Origin of the sequence: Nocardia sp. NPDC046763 (assembly GCF_040645495.1) — a bacterium.
Classification (GTDB): domain Bacteria; phylum Actinomycetota; class Actinomycetes; order Mycobacteriales; family Mycobacteriaceae; genus Nocardia.
This window is the reverse complement of record NZ_JBEYYI010000005.1, coordinates 125,410-141,405: the sequence shown is the minus strand read 5'-3', so window position 1 is coordinate 141,405 and position 15,996 is coordinate 125,410. Positions and strand designations below refer to the sequence as shown.

Genomic DNA, 15,996 nt, shown 5'->3' with positions numbered 1-15,996 from the left:
CGATGGACGGGCGTCGCAGTGATACGCGGGAGCGGATTCGGTCCGTCGCCATGGAGCTGTTCTCCGAACGCGGCTATGAGAAGACCTCGCTGCGCGAGATCGCCGAACGCCTGGGCGTCACGAAAGCCGCGCTCTACTACCACTTCCGGACCAAGGAAGACATCGTCGCCAGCCTGTCGGAGGATCTGCGTGGCGGCATAGACGAGATCGTGCGGTGGGCCGAGGCCACGCCGCCGGGGCCGGAACGGGCCCGTGAGATCGTGATTCGCTACGGCGCGCTGCTGCACAGCCTCGGCAAGGACATGATCCGGTTCTGGCACGAGAACCAGCCCGCCTTCCGAGACCTCGGCTTCGGCACCAGCCTGCGCTACCAGTTCCGGGTGCTGGCCGACCTCATGACCGCGCCCAGCACGGAGCCGCTGGCCACCTTTCATGCCCGGCAGGCGCTGCTGGCCATCAGCTGGAGCCTGTCCATGATGGGCGATCTGGAGCTCCCCGACGAGGAGAGCAACCACGCGGCGGTGGCGATCGCGCTGGACATCCTGGCCCGGATGTGAGCCGCGCCCGCCGAAACGCTCTGCGGCACACTGCCGCACGGCGTCACTCGAAAGTGAGCGACTCCGGCTCCTCGGCGTAGGCACGCGCGGTCTCGGCGGCAAGGCTCAGCGCGCGGCGCGCCCAGGAGAGCGGGGCTCCGGCGAGGCCGCAGGCCGGGGAGACCAGAATCTGCTCGGCCAGCAGGCGCCGCGGGAAACCGAGCCGATCCATCAGCCGCACACCGGGTTCGGCGATATCGCGCCAGGTGACGGGCGCGGCGGGCGCGGTGGCGGGCACCAGCCCGAGCACCAGATGCTTTCCGCTGTCCAGTAATTCGCCGATCCGGTCGAGGTCGGGGGTGCCGATGGCGGCCATGTCGAAGCCGACCGCGGCCGCCCCGCTCTCGCGCAGGAAGCCCAGCGCGGGCCGGTCGGCGCAGGTGTGCACCAGCACCGGCACGGACTGGCTCCCCGCGATGATGTCCAGGATGTGCAGTGCCTCGGGTTCGGGCATGGCGCGCACGGTGTTCAGGACGCTCACGCCCTTCAGCGTGCCGGTCAGCACGGCCGTCAGGTGCGGCTCGTCGATCTGGAGCACAACCGGCGCGCCCAGCCGCTTGCCCACCTCCGCCACATGATTCGCGATGCCCTCGGCCAGCGACTCCGAAAGATCGCGCAGCGCACCGGAATCGGTCAGGACGCGATGCCCGCCCGGCAGCTCCACCTCTGCGGCCACCGACAGCGGTCCGGCCACCTGCACTTTCACCGGATGGCCGGACCCCGCGAAACCGCCGGTCTCCCAGGCCTCTTCGAGCGCGTCCAGATCGGTGCGCAGCAGATCGTGGGCCCGCCGCGCGACCGCGCCCGGCCGCGCCGCCAGCCGATATCCGCGCGTGGTGCTGTCGAACTGCATATCCACCAGCAGGCCCGACACCCGTCCGATCATGTCCGCGCCCACGCCGCGGTCGGGCAGTTCGACGAGATGCGGCAGCTGCCCCAGCTCTCCCACCACGGTCGCCGCCGCCTCCCGCGGATCGGTCCCGGGCCACGAGCCGACCCCGGTCGCGATGCCGCCGCGCAGCACCGGCGTCTTCGTGTCGTCAGTCATCTGAGCCACCCCGAATCACTCGGCCGTACGATTCCGGAAACCCCGGCTCACCACCGAACTCGACACCGCGCGGCGTGCGATTACTCGTCGGCATCGCCGCGATCGGCCCGGCCACTCGAATTCGCATACCAGTCCCAGCAGGTCGTGTTCACGAACCAGTCCCAGGTCTTGCCCGCGCGCTCGCTGCCCTCGCCGGGCAGGGCCGGGCCGGTGGTGCCCCGGCCGCCGCGCTCGGCATAGGGGGCGACCCGGACGACCTGGCGCTTGCGGCCCGAGTGGTCGGTGCGTTCGCCGAAGCTGCCCGCCGTCGCGTCGTGCGGACCTTCCGGGCCCGGCTGTGCCTCACCCGGCAGGAATTCGCCGGTGTCGGTCCGGGCGGGTTGGCTCGCCTGTTCGGCGGCGGTCCGGTTGGCGGCGCCGCCCCTACCGAGGCAGGCCTTGCCGGGACCGCGCCGCGGGCGCAGCTTCGCCGGTTGCGCCAGGCCGGTGCGCCACACGATGCGTCCCCCGAATTTCGGCCGGACTTGTTGCGCCATATATGACTTCGCGCCACTGCGCGAATGACGGCTGCTCACCGGGCGCTATCCGAGACCAGTTCGCTTGCGTACGAGTGAGGTTCGCGTTCGGTGCCGGAGATGGTGCCGCTGCCCAGCACCTCGTCCCCCGCCGCGTCGGGGCGGTAGAGGACCACGGCCTGGCCGCGGGCCACACCGGTGAGCGGTTCGCGCAGGCGCACCACCAGGCCGCCGTCCACGGCCTCGGCGACGGCCGGGGCCGTGCCGCCGTGGGCGCGTACCTGGGCCACGCATTCCACCGGGCCGGAAGGACTTTCGCCCGAGGTCCAGATGGCGCGGTCCGCGCGCACCGTCCACACCTCGAGGTCCTTGGCCGAACCCACGTGCACGGTGCCGGTGTCCGGATCGATGCCGGTCACGTAGCGCGGCTTGCCGTCGGCGGCCGGGCCGGGCAGGCCCAGGCCCTTGCGCTGGCCGATGGTGAAGCCGTGCACGCCCTCGTGGTCGGCGAGCTTGGTGCCGTCGGCGTCGAGCACCGCGCCAGGGCGGATGCCGATCTTCGCGCCCAGGAAGGCCTGGGTGTCGCCGGAGGGGATGAAGCAGATGTCGTGGCTGTCGGGCTTGCCCGCCACCGCCAGCCCGCGCTCGGCGGCCTCGGCACGGATCTGCGGCTTCGGGGTGTCGCCGACCGGGAACATGGCTCGCGAAAGCTGTTCGGCGGTAAGGACGGCCAGCACGTAGGACTGATCCTTGTCTTCGTCCACGGCCCGGCGCAGCACGCCGTCCGCGAGCCGCGCGTAGTGCCCGGTGACGACGGCGTCGAAGCCCAGCGCCACCGCGCGGTCGGCCAGCGCCGAGAACTTGATCTTCTCGTTGCAGCGCAGGCATGGGTTGGGGGTCTCACCGGCGGCGTACGCGGCGACGAAGTCGTCGATCACGTCCTCCTTGAACCGGTCGGCGAAATCCCAGACGTAGAACGGGATTCCGAGCACGTCGGCCGCCCGCCGGGCGTCACCAGCGTCCTCCTTGGAGCAGCAACCGCGCGATCCGGTGCGTAGCGTGCCCGGGCTCGCCGACAGCGCCAGGTGCACACCGACCACCTCGTGTCCGGCATCCACCGCGCGGGCGGCCGCCACGGCGGAATCCACGCCACCACTCATCGCGGCAAGTACTCGCATCTAGAAGCCTCCCTTCGCTCCGGCCAGTCCGGCCGCCTTCGCCCGTTCCACCACCTGCGGCAGCACGGCCAGCAGGGCATCGATATCGGCATCGGTCGAATTGTGTCCCAATGAGAATCGCAGGGATCCGCGCGCCAGCGCCGGTTCCACGCCCATGGCCAGCAGCACATGGGAGGGTCCGGCCACACCGGCATTGCACGCGGATCCGGTCGAGCATTCGATCCCGGCGGCGTCCAGCAGCATGAGCAGTGAATCGCCCTCGCAGCCGGGGAACGTGAAGTGGGCGTTGCCCGGCATGCGTTGCGCGCCGGTCGCCCCATTGAGCATCGCGTCCGGCACGACGGCGCGCACGCCCTCGATGAGCCGGTCCCGCAGCAGCTCCAGCTCCACCGCGCGCACGGCCAGGCCGGCCACGGTCTCACGAATCGCGGCGGCCAGGCCGGCCGCCGCGGGTACGTCCGAGGTGCCCGAGCGCAGATCCCGCTCGTGCCCGCCGCCGTGCAGCAGCGGCACCGCCGGCACCTGCCGCCCCAGCAGCAGCACGCCCACGCCGTGCGGCCCGCCGACCTTGTGCCCGGCGAAACTGGCCGCGGCCAGCCCGCTGGCGGCGAAGTCGATGGGCAGCTGCGCCGCGGCCTGCACCGCGTCGCTGTGCATGGGCACGTCGAATTCCTGTGCCACCGCGGCCAACTCCTGGATCGGCTGGATGGTGCCGACCTCGTTGTTGGCCCACATGACGCTCACCAGCGCCGTCTCCGCGGCGTGCTCGGCCAGCGCGTCGCGCAGCGTGCGCGGCGAGACGATGCCCTGGGCATCGCACTCCAGCCACGTGATGCGCGCGCCCTCGTGCTGCTCGAGCCACTCGACCGTGTCCAGCACCGCGTGATGCTCCACCGCGCTCACCAGGATCCGGTTCCGCCGCGGATCGGCGTCACGCCGCGCCCAGTAGATGCCCTTGACGGCGAGATTGTCGCTCTCGGTCCCGCCCGAGGTGAAGATCACTTCCGACGGCCGCGCCCCCAGCCCCGCCGCGATCGACTCCCGCGCCTCCTCCAGCACCCGCCGGGCGGCCCGCCCGGACCCGTGCAACGACGACGCGTTCCCCGTCATACCCAGCGCAGCGCACATTGCCTCGACAGCGACCGGGAACATGGGTGTCGTGGCCGCGTGATCGAGGTAGACCGTCTGGGCACCGACCGGACCCGGGAAAGCCGACTTCATGACCACCAAAGGATAGCCGCCGCCGTCGAGACGATATTCCCGCCATACCCGCAGCAGCTCGCGCCCCCATTGTCGCGACCACCGCGCCCGCACGCTCCGCCTCCGCTCCCGACGCCGGCCTCGCTCCGCCGACCGCCCCGGTCGAGTCCTCCATGAAGGCCACGAATCGGCGGCGGGCCGGGTTCGCCCGCGTCCCGACTGGTCCGATGGTTCACCCGTGCGACCGGGTGCGAAACGGCCCGCCGGATCGGACCGGCGGGCCGTCGTAGTCGCGTTGTCCGAATCGGATCAGCCCAGGTTCGGGAGCTCGCGCACGCCGTGGGCCTTGGCGGCGTCGAGCTTCTGCGGGTTCTCGTCCAGCAGCTTCAGGATGGTCGGCGCGATCTGGGTGGTCTGCACGGCCTCGGTCACGACCGCCTTCTTGGCGCCCGGGCCGGAGACGATCAGCGGGACATTGCGGTCGGCCGGGTTCGCGCCGCCGTGCTCGGCGATCTTGCCCTTGCCACCGGTGTAGACGGTGCCGACCTGCGCGACGCCGACCAGGTCGGGGTGGCGGGGGTCGTTCTCCGGGGCACCCAGGTACGAGGCGGCGTCGGCGCCGGCGTGCACCTCGGTCAAGCCGGACTTGGTGTACGCCTTCGGGTTTCCGCCGATGTCGTTGCCGGTGCCGTTGTTGGCCAGCAGCCACTGCTTTGCGAAATCAGCGGCGGCCTGCGAACGGTCGTTCAGCCACAGCAGCATGGCGTCGTCGTTCACGCTGAAGGCGACCAGGTCCTTGGTGGCCTCGGGGTGCTTGGCCTTCCAGGCGGCGTTCAGGGCGGTCATGATCGGGCCGTCGTCGATGCGGGTCAGGTCGCTCGGCTTGGTGGGCGACTGGCCGTGCTTGGCGGAGACGATGACAGTGGTGTTCTTGTCCTCGCCCTTGGTCTTCAGCTCGCCGAGCAGCTTGCCCAGCTGGCCGTCGACGTAGTCGAGCGCACCGGACAGCAGCGCGCCGGGTGTCACGCCGTCGGCCTGGTAGCCGCCGGTCATGCCGTCGGAGGTCGGCAGCTTCTGCGCGACCGAGACGGTCTGGAAGTTCATGCCGAAGATGGCAGGCTCACCGACCTGCTTGGTGTGGCTGTGGTCGAAGCCGTCGATCTCGTTGAGGACGGCCTGCACCTTGTAGCCGTCGTACTGCTGGGTGGACTTGTCGTCCTTGGTCCAGTCCTTGCCCGCGATCGGGGAATCGGAGTTGATCTCCGGGGTGAACAGGTCGTCGATGGCGTTGCCGGCCTTGCCCTCGAGGATCGAGTAGGCGGGGTGCTTGTCCGACCAGGCGGTCAGTTTGCCCGCGGCGTGCAGCACGTCGAAGACCGAGTTCACCTGGAGGTACTGGCTCGGGTAGACCGGCTTGCAGGAGGCCGGGTCGACCGGCATGGCCGCCGTGTTCAGCAGGGTCGCCGGGTTGCCCGTCATGCCCAGGATGCTGCCCGGCAGCCCCGGCAGGCCCTGGCCGGCGTCGATCGAGTTCTGGTTCTTGTCCATCGCCTCGGTCATCGCGACCTCGGCACCCTTCGGGGTGTGCGCGCAGTCGGTGGTGCCGGCGGGCAGCAGGTCGTGATTGAAGGTGTCGTCGTAGTAGACGCCCGACTGTCCCGCGGTGGCGCCGGTGAACTGCGCGACCATGCCCGGGAAGGAGTCCGACGGGTTGGTGGTCTCCGCGTTGGTGTACTCGGCGCCGTTGTTCGCGAGCGAGGCCAGCGCGGAGTTCGGGTGCTGCTTGACGTACCACGCCAGGTCCGCCTGGTGCATCCCGTCGATCGAGATCAGCAGCACATGGTCGGCGTCCTTGCCCTGACCGGTCTTGCCGCCGGGGGCGGCATGGGCGATACCGGCACAGGTACAGACCAGCGCCACTGCGCCGGCGGCAGCGGCGACCCGAATGCTCTTGCGGGACATGGATTCCTCCTGATCACACGACACAAACCTCTTGTGTCACGGTGTTGTTGCGAATGAATTGATTCGGAAGAGGGAGGGCGATCAGTTGTCGTAACCGGTTGCGACAGTTCGCACTTGGCCGACATAGACCGAGGAGTGGTTGTAGGCGAGGATGGCCTGCCGCCAGCCCGCGGCGGTGGCCAGATCGCCGCCGGCGGCGCACAGGTAGCGGCCGGCGGACAGCGCAGCGTCGTCGATATTGTCCGGGTTGCCCGACAGGTCGCCGGTAGCAACGGGTTTCGCGGCCTCGAGCGCATCGGCGAGGGCGCGATAGTCGGCACCGGCGCGAACGCCCCAGTGCTTCCAGGTGTCCGGGATGAACTGGAACGGACCCATGGCGCGGGCGTAGACGGTGCGCCCGGCCCGGGCGGTCGAGGCGGGATCGAGGATGACGGCATTGCCGCCCGTGCCGTTGAGGGCCACGCCGCGAATCGGCGGCTGTACCAGGCCGTCGGCCCCGATGGTGGCGCCGCCGAAACGGGCGTGATCGCTTTCCACCCGGGCGATCCCCGCCAGCGTGGTCCATCCGAGGTGGCAGCCGGGCTGAGCCTTCGCCAGCACGACCGTGGCGTATCCGTACGCCTCCAGCGCGCGGAACGGAATGCCGTCCTTGTCGGACCGCGGGCGAGCCCACTCGCGGAGCTGGTCGAGCTTGTTGTCCATCGCGTCGAGCCGGATTTTCGGGATCGAGCCGCCGGAGCCCGGCGGAGCGGGCTCCGGCGCCCGGCCCGGCCCTGCGGCACACCCGGCCACGGTGAGCGCGACCGCGGCGATGAACAGGGGCAACCGAGCCCCGCCCATCGCCCGGCCACCCGTGCCGGGCACATACGAATTCGTCATGGTTCCGCGAAATTCACTGGTGCGAACAAGGTTTCACGCCGTGCGCCTAGCCGCACGGACGAGGGGCGGGCGGCGGCGGGGGCGTCGGCGCCTTGGATGTCGGGGGCGTGGCCGGCTTCGACGTCGCGGGCACCGGGGGCTTCGATGTCGCGGGCACGGGCGGCTTCGGCGCTGGGGCGGCCGGCGGCGCGGGCAGCGGCTTCACGGTCGGCGGATGCACGAGGGTGGACGCCAGCGGCTGCGTCGGATTCCGCGGCGGCGTTGCGATGCAGTGGGGCGAGGTCGGTGGCAGGGCGGTCGTCGTCACCGCGTTGGGCGTCACCGTCGGCGTGGTCGTCACGGAAACCGTGGTCGTCACAGGCGATGTCGTCGTGGGCGCCGTGGTCGTGGTGTCCACCGGAATCGTCGTCGTTGTCGACGGGGGCGTGGTGACCGGAACTGTGGTGGTGGGCGGGACGGTGGTGGTCGTCACCGATGGGTCAGTGGTCACCGTGACGGTCGTTGTGGTGGTGGCAGGGTCCGATGTGGGAGTCACCGACTGCGGAACGGTCTGGCTCGGATCGGAAGACTGATCCGCCTGGAACGAGAGGGTCGCGCTCGCGTCGATGGAGAGGCTGGGACCGGCGGTCGTGGTCGGCGTATCCGTGGTCGTGACCGGCGTATCCGTGGTCGTGGCAGGGACGCTGGTCGTCGTATCCGGGGTGGTGGTCGCCTGGGCGGGATCCGTTGTCGCGGACGCCGCGTCGGTGCCCGGATCGGTCGAGGCGACCGGGTCGCCCGTAGCGTCGGGCGTGGAGCCGTCGGTGGGGACCGGAACGTCGCTCGGCGTCACAGAGCTGTCGGCGAGACCGATCTCCGGCGTGGTCGACCCGACCTGCGCCGCGGTCAGATCGGCGTAGCTCTGCGAATCCGATGCCTTCGTTGTTTCGGTCGACGCGGCACTCGCCGCCGCCTGATCCGTTCCCCGCGGTTCGGCCGCGGCGACCACGCCGACGACGAGGCTCGCCAGCGCGGCGCCGGCCGCCACCTTCGGCAGATGGCGGCGGACGGGACGCGACGCGATCAGCCGAGCCATCAGCTGCCATTTCCCCGGGGCCTCGACGAGTTTCCCCGGGGCCTCGATGAATTCGGTCGCCGCCGGATCGACGGCATCGGCGTTCGGCTCGTTGGCCGGTTCGGACGTGTCCGAGTCGTCCTGATCGGGTTCGTTGCTGTCCAAGGCTGTCCCCACTGTGGATTCTTTCTCCGCGATAAGTCGCCACACCAGTGCCCATGCGGAGGACGAACTGGATGGCCACCGGGGCCGGAAATTCAAAACTCGTTATGAAACGGCTTTCTGGCGACCAAGACTGTGCAATGTCCTCGGACAGCGCGCAACTCAGCCCCGCACCGCACACCACAACGCGCCGGTGCCCCGCAACATGGCAGCGACGGCAGGCCCGAGATCAGGCGTAATATCTCTGTGCACCAGGGAGAATCGCACATCACCAGCGGGATGGATCGGCCGATCGACACCTCGAAGGACCCGGCAGAGGCAACCGGCAGGAAAAACACAGCAACCACTGATCGACAGAACCGGGTCTTCGCCCGTACGCGTGCGTCAGGTCTCGCCAAAATCGTTGAACGCAAACATGTTTCGTCTCTATTCGGCAGCAAAAACGCGAGTTGATCACTCGACCGAGCGACACAAATTGTCACACCTGCCGTCCGACCACCCATACCCATCGCCGCACAACCGAAGCGGCACGACATATGAGCTCCGGAGCTCCGTTCACCAATTTGCCCCATTACCCAAATTTCAGTGAACAGACGGTGCATGAAAGGTGTCGGAAAATCGTTGGCATTAGCCAATATTCATGTTGCAAATGCTGTGATCTTTCCGACAGTGCGGCGCTTCGACCCGTCGGGTAAAAGTTCTTCAGCGAATCCGATTCACACCGCTCGGCCGCGCAGGGCTTCGCAGGACATTCGATAGAGAGGCTGGCCGTGCAGATCGCCGCACCTTCGCTCCCCCACCTCGGCCAGTCGGCGTTTCCCCCGATCCCACCCACCCAGGTCCGTCGCGGCGCCGGCCGGCTCTCGTGGGTCTGCGAGCGACCGGAGATCGGGGGCTATCTCCGCCGGCAACGTGAGGCGCTGGGATTGACTCAGGAGGAGGTGGCCCTGGCCGCATCGACGACGCTGTCGTCCCTGCGGAAGTGGGAGGCGGGTCTGCGTAACCCGAGCACCGAGGGTCTGGCGGCCTGGTGCCGCGCGTTGAATCCGCCGGACTGGATGCTGCGCAAGATCATGTCGCTGGCGCTCGGTGACATGGATACGCTGCGCGCGGAACCCTGGCCCCGGACCATCGGCCGCGAGGATCTCGATCATCTCGAGTCGTTCTCCGGGCCCGCCTTTTTCATCAGATTCCCCCATTTGGACGTCGTCGCCGCCAACGGTCCCGCGCGCCAACTGATTCCGAGCTTGACGCCGGCCGACCTCGGTCCGGCCCATCCGGTCAATCTGGTCGAATGGATCATGACCGAGGCCGCACGAGAGCTGCTGGTCAACTGGCGCGACGTTGCCGTTCGTGTGATCCATGCCCTGCGTGTCATGGGTCCCGGCATCGTTCCGCAACAGCGCCTCGACGAGATCTTCAACGTCTGCCATTCCCGATCGCCGAAGGACTTCAAACGATTCTTCGCCACCGATCCCGTCGAGGGCGAACGGGACGGCGACGCGCTGCTGATGCGAAACCTGGAGCAGGGCACGGTCGATCGGTATACCTACAGATCCTTGCGACCGACCCAGCCGATGCGCCCGTACGACGTCGTCCACCTGATCCGGAGCACCGCGCCGCGTGATGCGGCCGCGTAGTCCGCACCCGGATCGACCACACCGCACACGTTCCCGCCGACGGCCATCCCGGGCGTTCCGAAAGTGCCAGACTGCGGACCACGCGTGCCGATTTCGGGCACCGGTGGTGCGGCGCCCGACCGGGTGCACCAGAATCGGTGCGGCCGATGCCGACTCGCGGACCGGCCCTGGTTTTCAACGCGGTCGACCGCACACGCACCGAGACATGGGCAATGGGGTGGTGTGGGGCGCGGCCGCGACCGATCCCACACGAAAGGTCGATACGTGCCCAAGCACCTGATCACAGTGGCGTCGATTGCGCTGGCAGTGGTGGCCGTCGCCGGCTGCGGCAGCCACCACAGCAGTCCGCTCACCCCGCCGACTTCGGCGACCTCGGTACCGGTTTTCGGCGGCGGCCAGATACCGGATGTGATCGATGTGCCGACCACCACCCCGTCCACGAGCAAGGCCCGGTGATGGCCGGGCGTTGACCTCGACCGGTCACCACCCCGCTGTCCGGCGTGCAAGATGCGCGTCGGATCGGCTCGAGGATGGCGGGTGGTGGCGATGCTCTCCCGCTCGTCGGCCGCGCCCGTAGGCGACGCTCATGCCCATACAGCCGAGCCCCGTGCGCGGAGACCGTCGAGCCCTGGGTGCCGAGTTTTCTTGTCCGCATGTGTATTTCCCCTTCGGACAGATGGTTCGCCGCAGCCATCGCCGGATAGGCCACAACGGCTCCCCATGCTCGGCGGCGGTGTCGCTAGCGATGTTAGAACCTGTATCGTCGATATGATCAGAGGCTGTAGCTAGATATCTTTATCGCCGATACGATGAGGCGATGACGATCCGGGAACGGCGCGAGCGGGAGCGAGCCGCCAGGCGTCAGCTGATCATCGACACCGCCCGCAAACTCGCCGAGGACGATGGCTGGGCCGCGGTGACCACGCGCCGGCTGGCCGATTGCATCGAGTACAGCCAGCCCGTGCTCTACAGCCATTTCACGAGTATGGAGGCCATCGTGGAGGCGGTGGCCGTGCAGGGCTTCGCCGACCTGGCCGACGATCTGCACACCGCGTGCGCGGGGAGCGAGACCCTCGAACAGCGCCTGGGCGCCCTGGCCACCGCCTATGTCGAATTCGGGTTGTCCCAGCCGGCGCTCTACGACGCCATGTTCGTCCAGGCCACCGATCTCGCCTTCGGCAGCGCCGAGACGCCCGAGCAGTTGCGCCGCGCCTTCGACGAAATGCGGTCGGTGATCAGGGAATCCCCCGGCGGCATCGATCCGGACGCCGACACCGAGGTGTTCTGGGCCGCCGTGCACGGCCTGGTGACGCTGGCGCGCAGTCACCGCCTGCGCATCGAGTCCACCGGTGTGCACCTGACGGTGCTGCTGGAGCGTTTCATCCGGCTGTGGGTGCCGCACCCGACCACGGCGCACTGAATCAGTGGCGGGATCCGTGGTCGCCACGGATGTCGCCGACCCGGCCGAAATTTAGCGTTGTCGGCATGACGAACACCGCCACCACCACCGAAATCAATGTCAGCCTCGAGGCTGCCGACCCCATCGCCAGCGCGGCCGCCTACGAAGCGGCCTTCGGCCTCGGCGCCAGGCTGACATTTCGTCCCGCCACCGCCCCGGCGGAAGGCTTCCGCGGATTCATGCTGTCCCTGGTCGTCACCCAGCCCGGCACCGCCGACAACCTCATCGCCAGCGCACTGCAGAACGGATTCATCATCCTGAAGCCGGCCAAGAAGAGCCTCTGGGGCTACGGCGCCGTCATCCAGGGCCCGGACGGCACCGTCTGGAAGGTCACCACCTCCCAGAAGAAGAACACCGGCCCCGCGACCCGCGACGTCGACAGCGTCGTCCTGTTGCTCGGGGTCGAGAACGTGAAGACCAGCAAGCAGTTCTACCTCGACCGCGGCCTCACCGTCTCGAAGAGCTTCGGCAGCAAGTACGTCGAATTCGCGCTGCCCGACTCCCCCGTCAAACTCGCCATGTACCCACTCGCAGCCGCCGCCAAGGACGCCGGCGTGCCCTCGACCGGCTCGGGCACGCACGGAATCGTGGTCGGCGGCGCCACCACCTCGTTCGTCGACCCGGACGGCTTCGAATGGGAAGCATCGGCGAAACGCCCGTGACGCCTTCGGGTTACTCATCGGCCGAGCGGCCGCGGCTAGGATTACGGCGGCCTGTTCGAGAGCACCGTCCGACCTGATCGGACATTCGTGTGAAGGAATTCGACATGCCGTATGTTGTTGACTTCGTGAACGTTTCGACCGAGGGACTGGAGTCGTCACCGGTCGCACCCGCGCTCGCCGGATTGCGGGCGAACGAGGCCCGGTACTTCAAGAACAAGTACGACCATGTCTTCACGGTGGAGCCCGCGGAGGACGCCCGGCAGACCATCGACTGGGTGAACCGGATCCTCCGGGAGGAGCGGGCCCTCGTCATCTCCTCCAAGCCCCTCGAGGCGACGGCCTTCCAGGTCGAGGACATTCGAATCGCCTACGTGTTCTATCAGAACGGCCTGTCGATCAACGTGATGTACACCCTCGACGACGCCAAGAAACGAGCGGTCGGGTTCAAGCTCTCCGACGGGATGGAAGTCCCCGCGGAGCTCGCTTCGCAGTTCAAGTTCGCGCGGCAGAAGTCGAAGCTGGCCGGCACCATTCGCGGCTCGTACTTCGTCATCAAGGGCGAGTACTGACCCCGGTACACCTTACCGCCCCGCAGCCGACGAAGACCTGCGGGACGGTTCGGCCACTGCTCGATCAGCCGAACGGGTACTGACCGGCGCCGACATTGCCGGTGCTACCCGTACCGATGATGTCGGTGAGCATCGCGAGCATTCCCTGCCCGATCGACAACGCGTCGTAGCCGATCGTTCCGAGGTTCTGCGCAAACATCTGCATGTCCGCCTCCGCTGTCGGTCGATCCGATTGGTGCGCACGGGAACGTAGCCAATCCGTGGCACCACCGGCAAATCCGGTGTGGCGTGATCGGCCGCCCTCGGATGCACCGAAACCTGTTCTCTGCCAACAACATCGCCGAGGCTCAGCGGCCGCGACAGCGCGACACGCCGACATTCGGACAATCAAGGCCACAGCAGACTCACAGGACCGCCGCGCACCCGGAGCGCGGCTAGGTCACCGAATCGAGGGACGAGAAGACCACCACGTTGGACTCGTAGCTCTTGGCAGCCTGATCGAACTGGCCGCCGCACGTGACCACCTGTAGCGTCGCGCCACCGCGGGGACCGAAGACGAGCTGGTCGGGGAACTGGGATTTCAGGTACATGCGGACATCGGTGACCTTGAAGTGCGCGGTCTTGCCGTCCGCGCGCTTCACGTCGATCATGTCGCCCGGCTTCACCTTCTTCAGATAGAAGAAGACGCCGGTGCCCTTGTAGGAGTCGACGTGGCCGAGGATGACCGCCGAGCCCTGCTCCCCCGGCGCGGGACCCTGCTGGTACCAGCCGGCCTGCAGGTAGTCGGAAGGTACCTGGACCGAGCCATCGGCATTGAGCCCCACCGCGATCAGCGACCCCGAGGCCTTGATCGAGGCGATGTCGAACGACACCGGAGTGGACCGGCTGATCGCGGCCGCCGTCTTCACCCCGGAGGCGGACGCGGCCGCGGTGGTCGTGCTCGCGGCCGAATGGGTCGAGCCGGAGGACGAACAACCGGTCACCAGGGCCAGGATGATCGCCACCACGGCGACAAGCGCACCGCGTAGTGGTCGACGGATTCTCAACGCGCCCAGGGCGTTTCCGTCCGCGGTGCTCACTGCGCGCTCACCTGGGCGGCCATGCCGCCCGCGCCGGTATCGGGCGCACCCTTGGGAATCACGTAGCCGCCCGGCGGAACCTGATCGGTTACCGCCGTGCCGCCCGGGATCCCGGCGGTCGCACCCACCGGAATCGTCATGCCGTACGCGGTGTCCGCACCTGCCGCCGCCGCGCCGGCCGTCACCAGGTCGATGCCGCCCAGTGCGCTACCGCCGATGTCGGTGTTCCCGCCGGCCTGCACTCCGCCACCGGCGTTTCCACCGATCTGCGTACCGCCGCCGACCTGCACGCCACCGTTGACATTGCCACCGATCTGCGTACCTCCGCCGATCTGCACACCACCATTGGCATCCCCGCCGACCTGGGTGCCACCGCCGACCTGCACGCCACCGTTGACATTGCCACCGGTCTGGACGCCGCCGCCGATCTGCACGCCACCATTGGCGTCACCGCCGACCTGGGTACCGCCGCCGACCTGCACACCGCCATTCGCATCCCCACCGACCTGCGTACCGCCGCCGACCTGCACACCGCCACCGGCATTGCCACCGGTCTGCGCACCCCCACCGACCTGCACGCCACCATTCGCATCCCCACCGACCTGCGTACCGCCGCCGACCTGCACACCACCATTGGCATTGCCACCGGTCTGCGCACCCCCACCGACCTGCACGCCACCATTCGCATCCCCACCGACCTGTGTACCGCCGCCGACCTGCACACCGCCATTCGCATCCCCTCCGGTCTGCGTACCGCCGCCGACCTGCACGCCACCACCGGCATTGCCACCGGTCTGCGCACCCCCGCCGACCTGCACGCCGCCGCCCGTGTTGCCACCGGCCTGCGCGCCACCGCCGACCTGCACACCGCCGCCGGCATTCGCGCCGGCGCTCGGCTGCACGGACGCACCGGCATTGCCGCCGCCTCCACCCTGGACGTCGACGCCCACGTTCACGCCTCCGGGTCCGATGCCGACGTCCACACCGAGGCCGGCGCCGGGGGCGGGCTGTGTCGTCGCGGTCGGGTCCGCGCCCGCCAGCGGCGCCCATAGTGCGACTGCGGCCGCGGCGACCACCATGACCGGGAATGTCCTAGCCGACATTTTCGAATTCGCTTCCAGACGTTGTTGTTCGGTTGCCTTCCCGTCGAACAGACGGGTTGGTGTGTTACCGACAAATCGCCCTGACCGCGCGAACTATGCCGATTCAGGCACATTTGAAACTGGACGCCTGCCCAAACCCCTAATGCACCAAGTCCTCACCCGAAGCCCCTAATTTGCTCTGCTTCACCGAACATGCCGACGGCGTTCCGGTAGGGCGGGCAACCGCCCGCGGAAACGGTGACGAGTCAGCGGGCGGCATGCTGGGACGCGGTCTCCCAGGCGAATCCGTCCGGATCGGTGAAGGTCGCGGCGCCGCCGACCACAAGGCGGTGGGACCCGCTGCCGTCGGAGGCGACCCCGGCGTCCTTGGCCAGGGCGCGACGCTTGTACAGGGCCAGCTTCACGGGGCTGGAGCCGGTGTCGAACTCCACATACATGGGCCCGAAGCTCTTGGCCACCGGCAGCCCGTGGTCGACATAGAAACGCTTGCTCGCACCGATGTTCTCCACACCCAGCAGCAACACCATGGAGTCGAAGCGCTTGGCCGCCGGGCCGCTGTTCTTCTTCGAGGAGGTCGCCACCTTCCAGATCGCGCCGTCCGGGGCCTGGACCACGCCGCCGTAACCCCACATCGACTTGGCCGCGGGCTTGACCGAGGTCGCACCCGCCGCCAGCGCCGCATCCAGATAGGCGTCGGCGTCGGCCGGCTGGGCCACCGTCAGCGACAGCGTGTAGCCCCGGAATCCCGTACTCGGTTCCTGGGTGGCCCGGAAGCCCAGCAGCTGCGAGTCCAGCCCGAACGCGGTGGAGTAGAAGGTGGCCGCGGCTTCGATGTCCGCGACGTCGAGGGTGATGTTCTCGATGGAAGTCATGTCAGCAACGCTACGGTC

The 15,996-nt window shown here is 68.6% G+C and carries 18 protein-coding genes; 9 read left to right on the top strand and 9 right to left on the bottom strand.

Annotated elements, in window-relative coordinates; all coding sequences use genetic code 11:
* Nucleotides 1-2 precede the first annotated feature (2 nt).
* Nucleotides 3-557: a helix-turn-helix domain-containing protein gene (locus ABZ909_RS10190; protein ID WP_356997542.1), complete on the top strand. Its 555-nt coding sequence runs from the start codon at nt 3-5 to the stop codon at nt 555-557.
* A gap of 43 nt (nt 558-600) precedes the next feature.
* On the opposite strand, the gene ABZ909_RS10185 is transcribed toward ABZ909_RS10190, so the two are convergent.
* From ABZ909_RS10185 to ABZ909_RS10160, 6 genes are all read right to left on the bottom strand, one after another.
* Nucleotides 601-1,644: a methionine synthase gene (locus tag ABZ909_RS10185; protein WP_356997540.1), complete on the bottom strand. Its 1,044-nt coding sequence runs from the start codon at nt 1,642-1,644 to the stop codon at nt 601-603.
* Between the two features lie 80 nt (nt 1,645-1,724).
* The gene (locus ABZ909_RS10180; RefSeq protein ID WP_356997539.1) at nt 1,725-2,180 is read right to left on the bottom strand and encodes a hypothetical protein; all 456 of its coding nucleotides are present in this window, start codon (nt 2,178-2,180) and stop codon (nt 1,725-1,727) included.
* 35 nt (nt 2,181-2,215) lie between these two features.
* Nucleotides 2,216-3,337 (bottom strand): tRNA 2-thiouridine(34) synthase MnmA, encoded by a 1,122-nt coding sequence (gene mnmA, locus ABZ909_RS10175; protein WP_356997537.1) that lies wholly within the window; start codon nt 3,335-3,337, stop codon nt 2,216-2,218.
* Entirely contained in the window at nt 3,338-4,558 is a 1,221-nt protein-coding gene (locus ABZ909_RS10170) for a cysteine desulfurase family protein (RefSeq protein ID WP_356997535.1), read from the bottom strand. It abuts the gene before it with no gap.
* 288 nt (nt 4,559-4,846) lie between these two features.
* On the bottom strand, nt 4,847-6,499 hold the full coding sequence (locus tag ABZ909_RS10165; protein ID WP_356997533.1) for an alkaline phosphatase family protein: 1,653 nt from the start codon (nt 6,497-6,499) through the stop codon (nt 4,847-4,849).
* An 81-nt stretch (nt 6,500-6,580) separates the two neighbouring features.
* Nucleotides 6,581-7,378, bottom strand: coding sequence for a murein transglycosylase (locus tag ABZ909_RS10160; RefSeq protein WP_356997532.1), 798 nt, complete (start codon nt 7,376-7,378; stop codon nt 6,581-6,583).
* A gap of 107 nt (nt 7,379-7,485) precedes the next feature.
* On the opposite strand from ABZ909_RS10160, the gene ABZ909_RS10155 reads away from it, so the two are divergent.
* The 7 genes from ABZ909_RS10155 (at nt 7,486) to ABZ909_RS10125 (ending at nt 12,924) form a co-directional block, all read left to right on the top strand.
* Complete coding sequence (locus ABZ909_RS10155; RefSeq protein ID WP_356997530.1) at nt 7,486-7,950, top strand: hypothetical protein; 465 nt, start codon at nt 7,486-7,488, stop codon at nt 7,948-7,950.
* A 33-nt stretch (nt 7,951-7,983) separates the two neighbouring features.
* Nucleotides 7,984-8,277, top strand: a complete 294-nt coding sequence (locus ABZ909_RS10150) for a hypothetical protein (protein WP_356997529.1) — start codon at nt 7,984-7,986, stop codon at nt 8,275-8,277.
* A 1,087-nt stretch (nt 8,278-9,364) separates the two neighbouring features.
* Nucleotides 9,365-10,234 (top strand): helix-turn-helix domain-containing protein, encoded by an 870-nt coding sequence (locus ABZ909_RS10145; RefSeq protein WP_356997527.1) that lies wholly within the window; start codon nt 9,365-9,367, stop codon nt 10,232-10,234.
* A 264-nt stretch (nt 10,235-10,498) separates the two neighbouring features.
* Nucleotides 10,499-10,690: a hypothetical protein gene (locus ABZ909_RS10140; protein ID WP_356997525.1), complete on the top strand. Its 192-nt coding sequence runs from the start codon at nt 10,499-10,501 to the stop codon at nt 10,688-10,690.
* A gap of 361 nt (nt 10,691-11,051) precedes the next feature.
* A complete protein-coding gene (locus ABZ909_RS10135) occupies nt 11,052-11,654 on the top strand; it encodes a TetR/AcrR family transcriptional regulator (RefSeq protein ID WP_356997523.1) in 603 nt (200 codons plus the stop codon).
* A gap of 65 nt (nt 11,655-11,719) precedes the next feature.
* Complete coding sequence (locus ABZ909_RS10130) at nt 11,720-12,355, top strand: glyoxalase (RefSeq protein WP_356997521.1); 636 nt, start codon at nt 11,720-11,722, stop codon at nt 12,353-12,355.
* A gap of 104 nt (nt 12,356-12,459) precedes the next feature.
* A complete protein-coding gene (locus ABZ909_RS10125; protein WP_356997519.1) occupies nt 12,460-12,924 on the top strand; it encodes a phage tail protein in 465 nt (154 codons plus the stop codon).
* A 64-nt stretch (nt 12,925-12,988) separates the two neighbouring features.
* Here the strand turns inward: ABZ909_RS10125 and ABZ909_RS10120 are convergent, their stop codons facing one another.
* The gene (locus ABZ909_RS10120; RefSeq protein WP_356997517.1) at nt 12,989-13,129 is read right to left on the bottom strand and encodes a hypothetical protein; all 141 of its coding nucleotides are present in this window, start codon (nt 13,127-13,129) and stop codon (nt 12,989-12,991) included.
* Between the two features lie 229 nt (nt 13,130-13,358).
* Nucleotides 13,359-13,931 (bottom strand): class F sortase, encoded by a 573-nt coding sequence (locus tag ABZ909_RS10115; RefSeq protein WP_356997515.1) that lies wholly within the window; start codon nt 13,929-13,931, stop codon nt 13,359-13,361.
* A gap of 20 nt (nt 13,932-13,951) precedes the next feature.
* Here ABZ909_RS10115 and ABZ909_RS10110 point away from each other — a divergent pair, with 20 nt between their 5' ends.
* Complete coding sequence (locus ABZ909_RS10110) at nt 13,952-15,055, top strand: hypothetical protein (RefSeq protein ID WP_356997513.1); 1,104 nt, start codon at nt 13,952-13,954, stop codon at nt 15,053-15,055.
* Between the two features lie 296 nt (nt 15,056-15,351).
* On the opposite strand, the gene ABZ909_RS10105 is transcribed toward ABZ909_RS10110, so the two are convergent.
* On the bottom strand, nt 15,352-15,978 hold the full coding sequence (locus ABZ909_RS10105) for a VOC family protein (protein ID WP_356997511.1): 627 nt from the start codon (nt 15,976-15,978) through the stop codon (nt 15,352-15,354).
* Nucleotides 15,979-15,996: the final 18 nt, after the last annotated feature.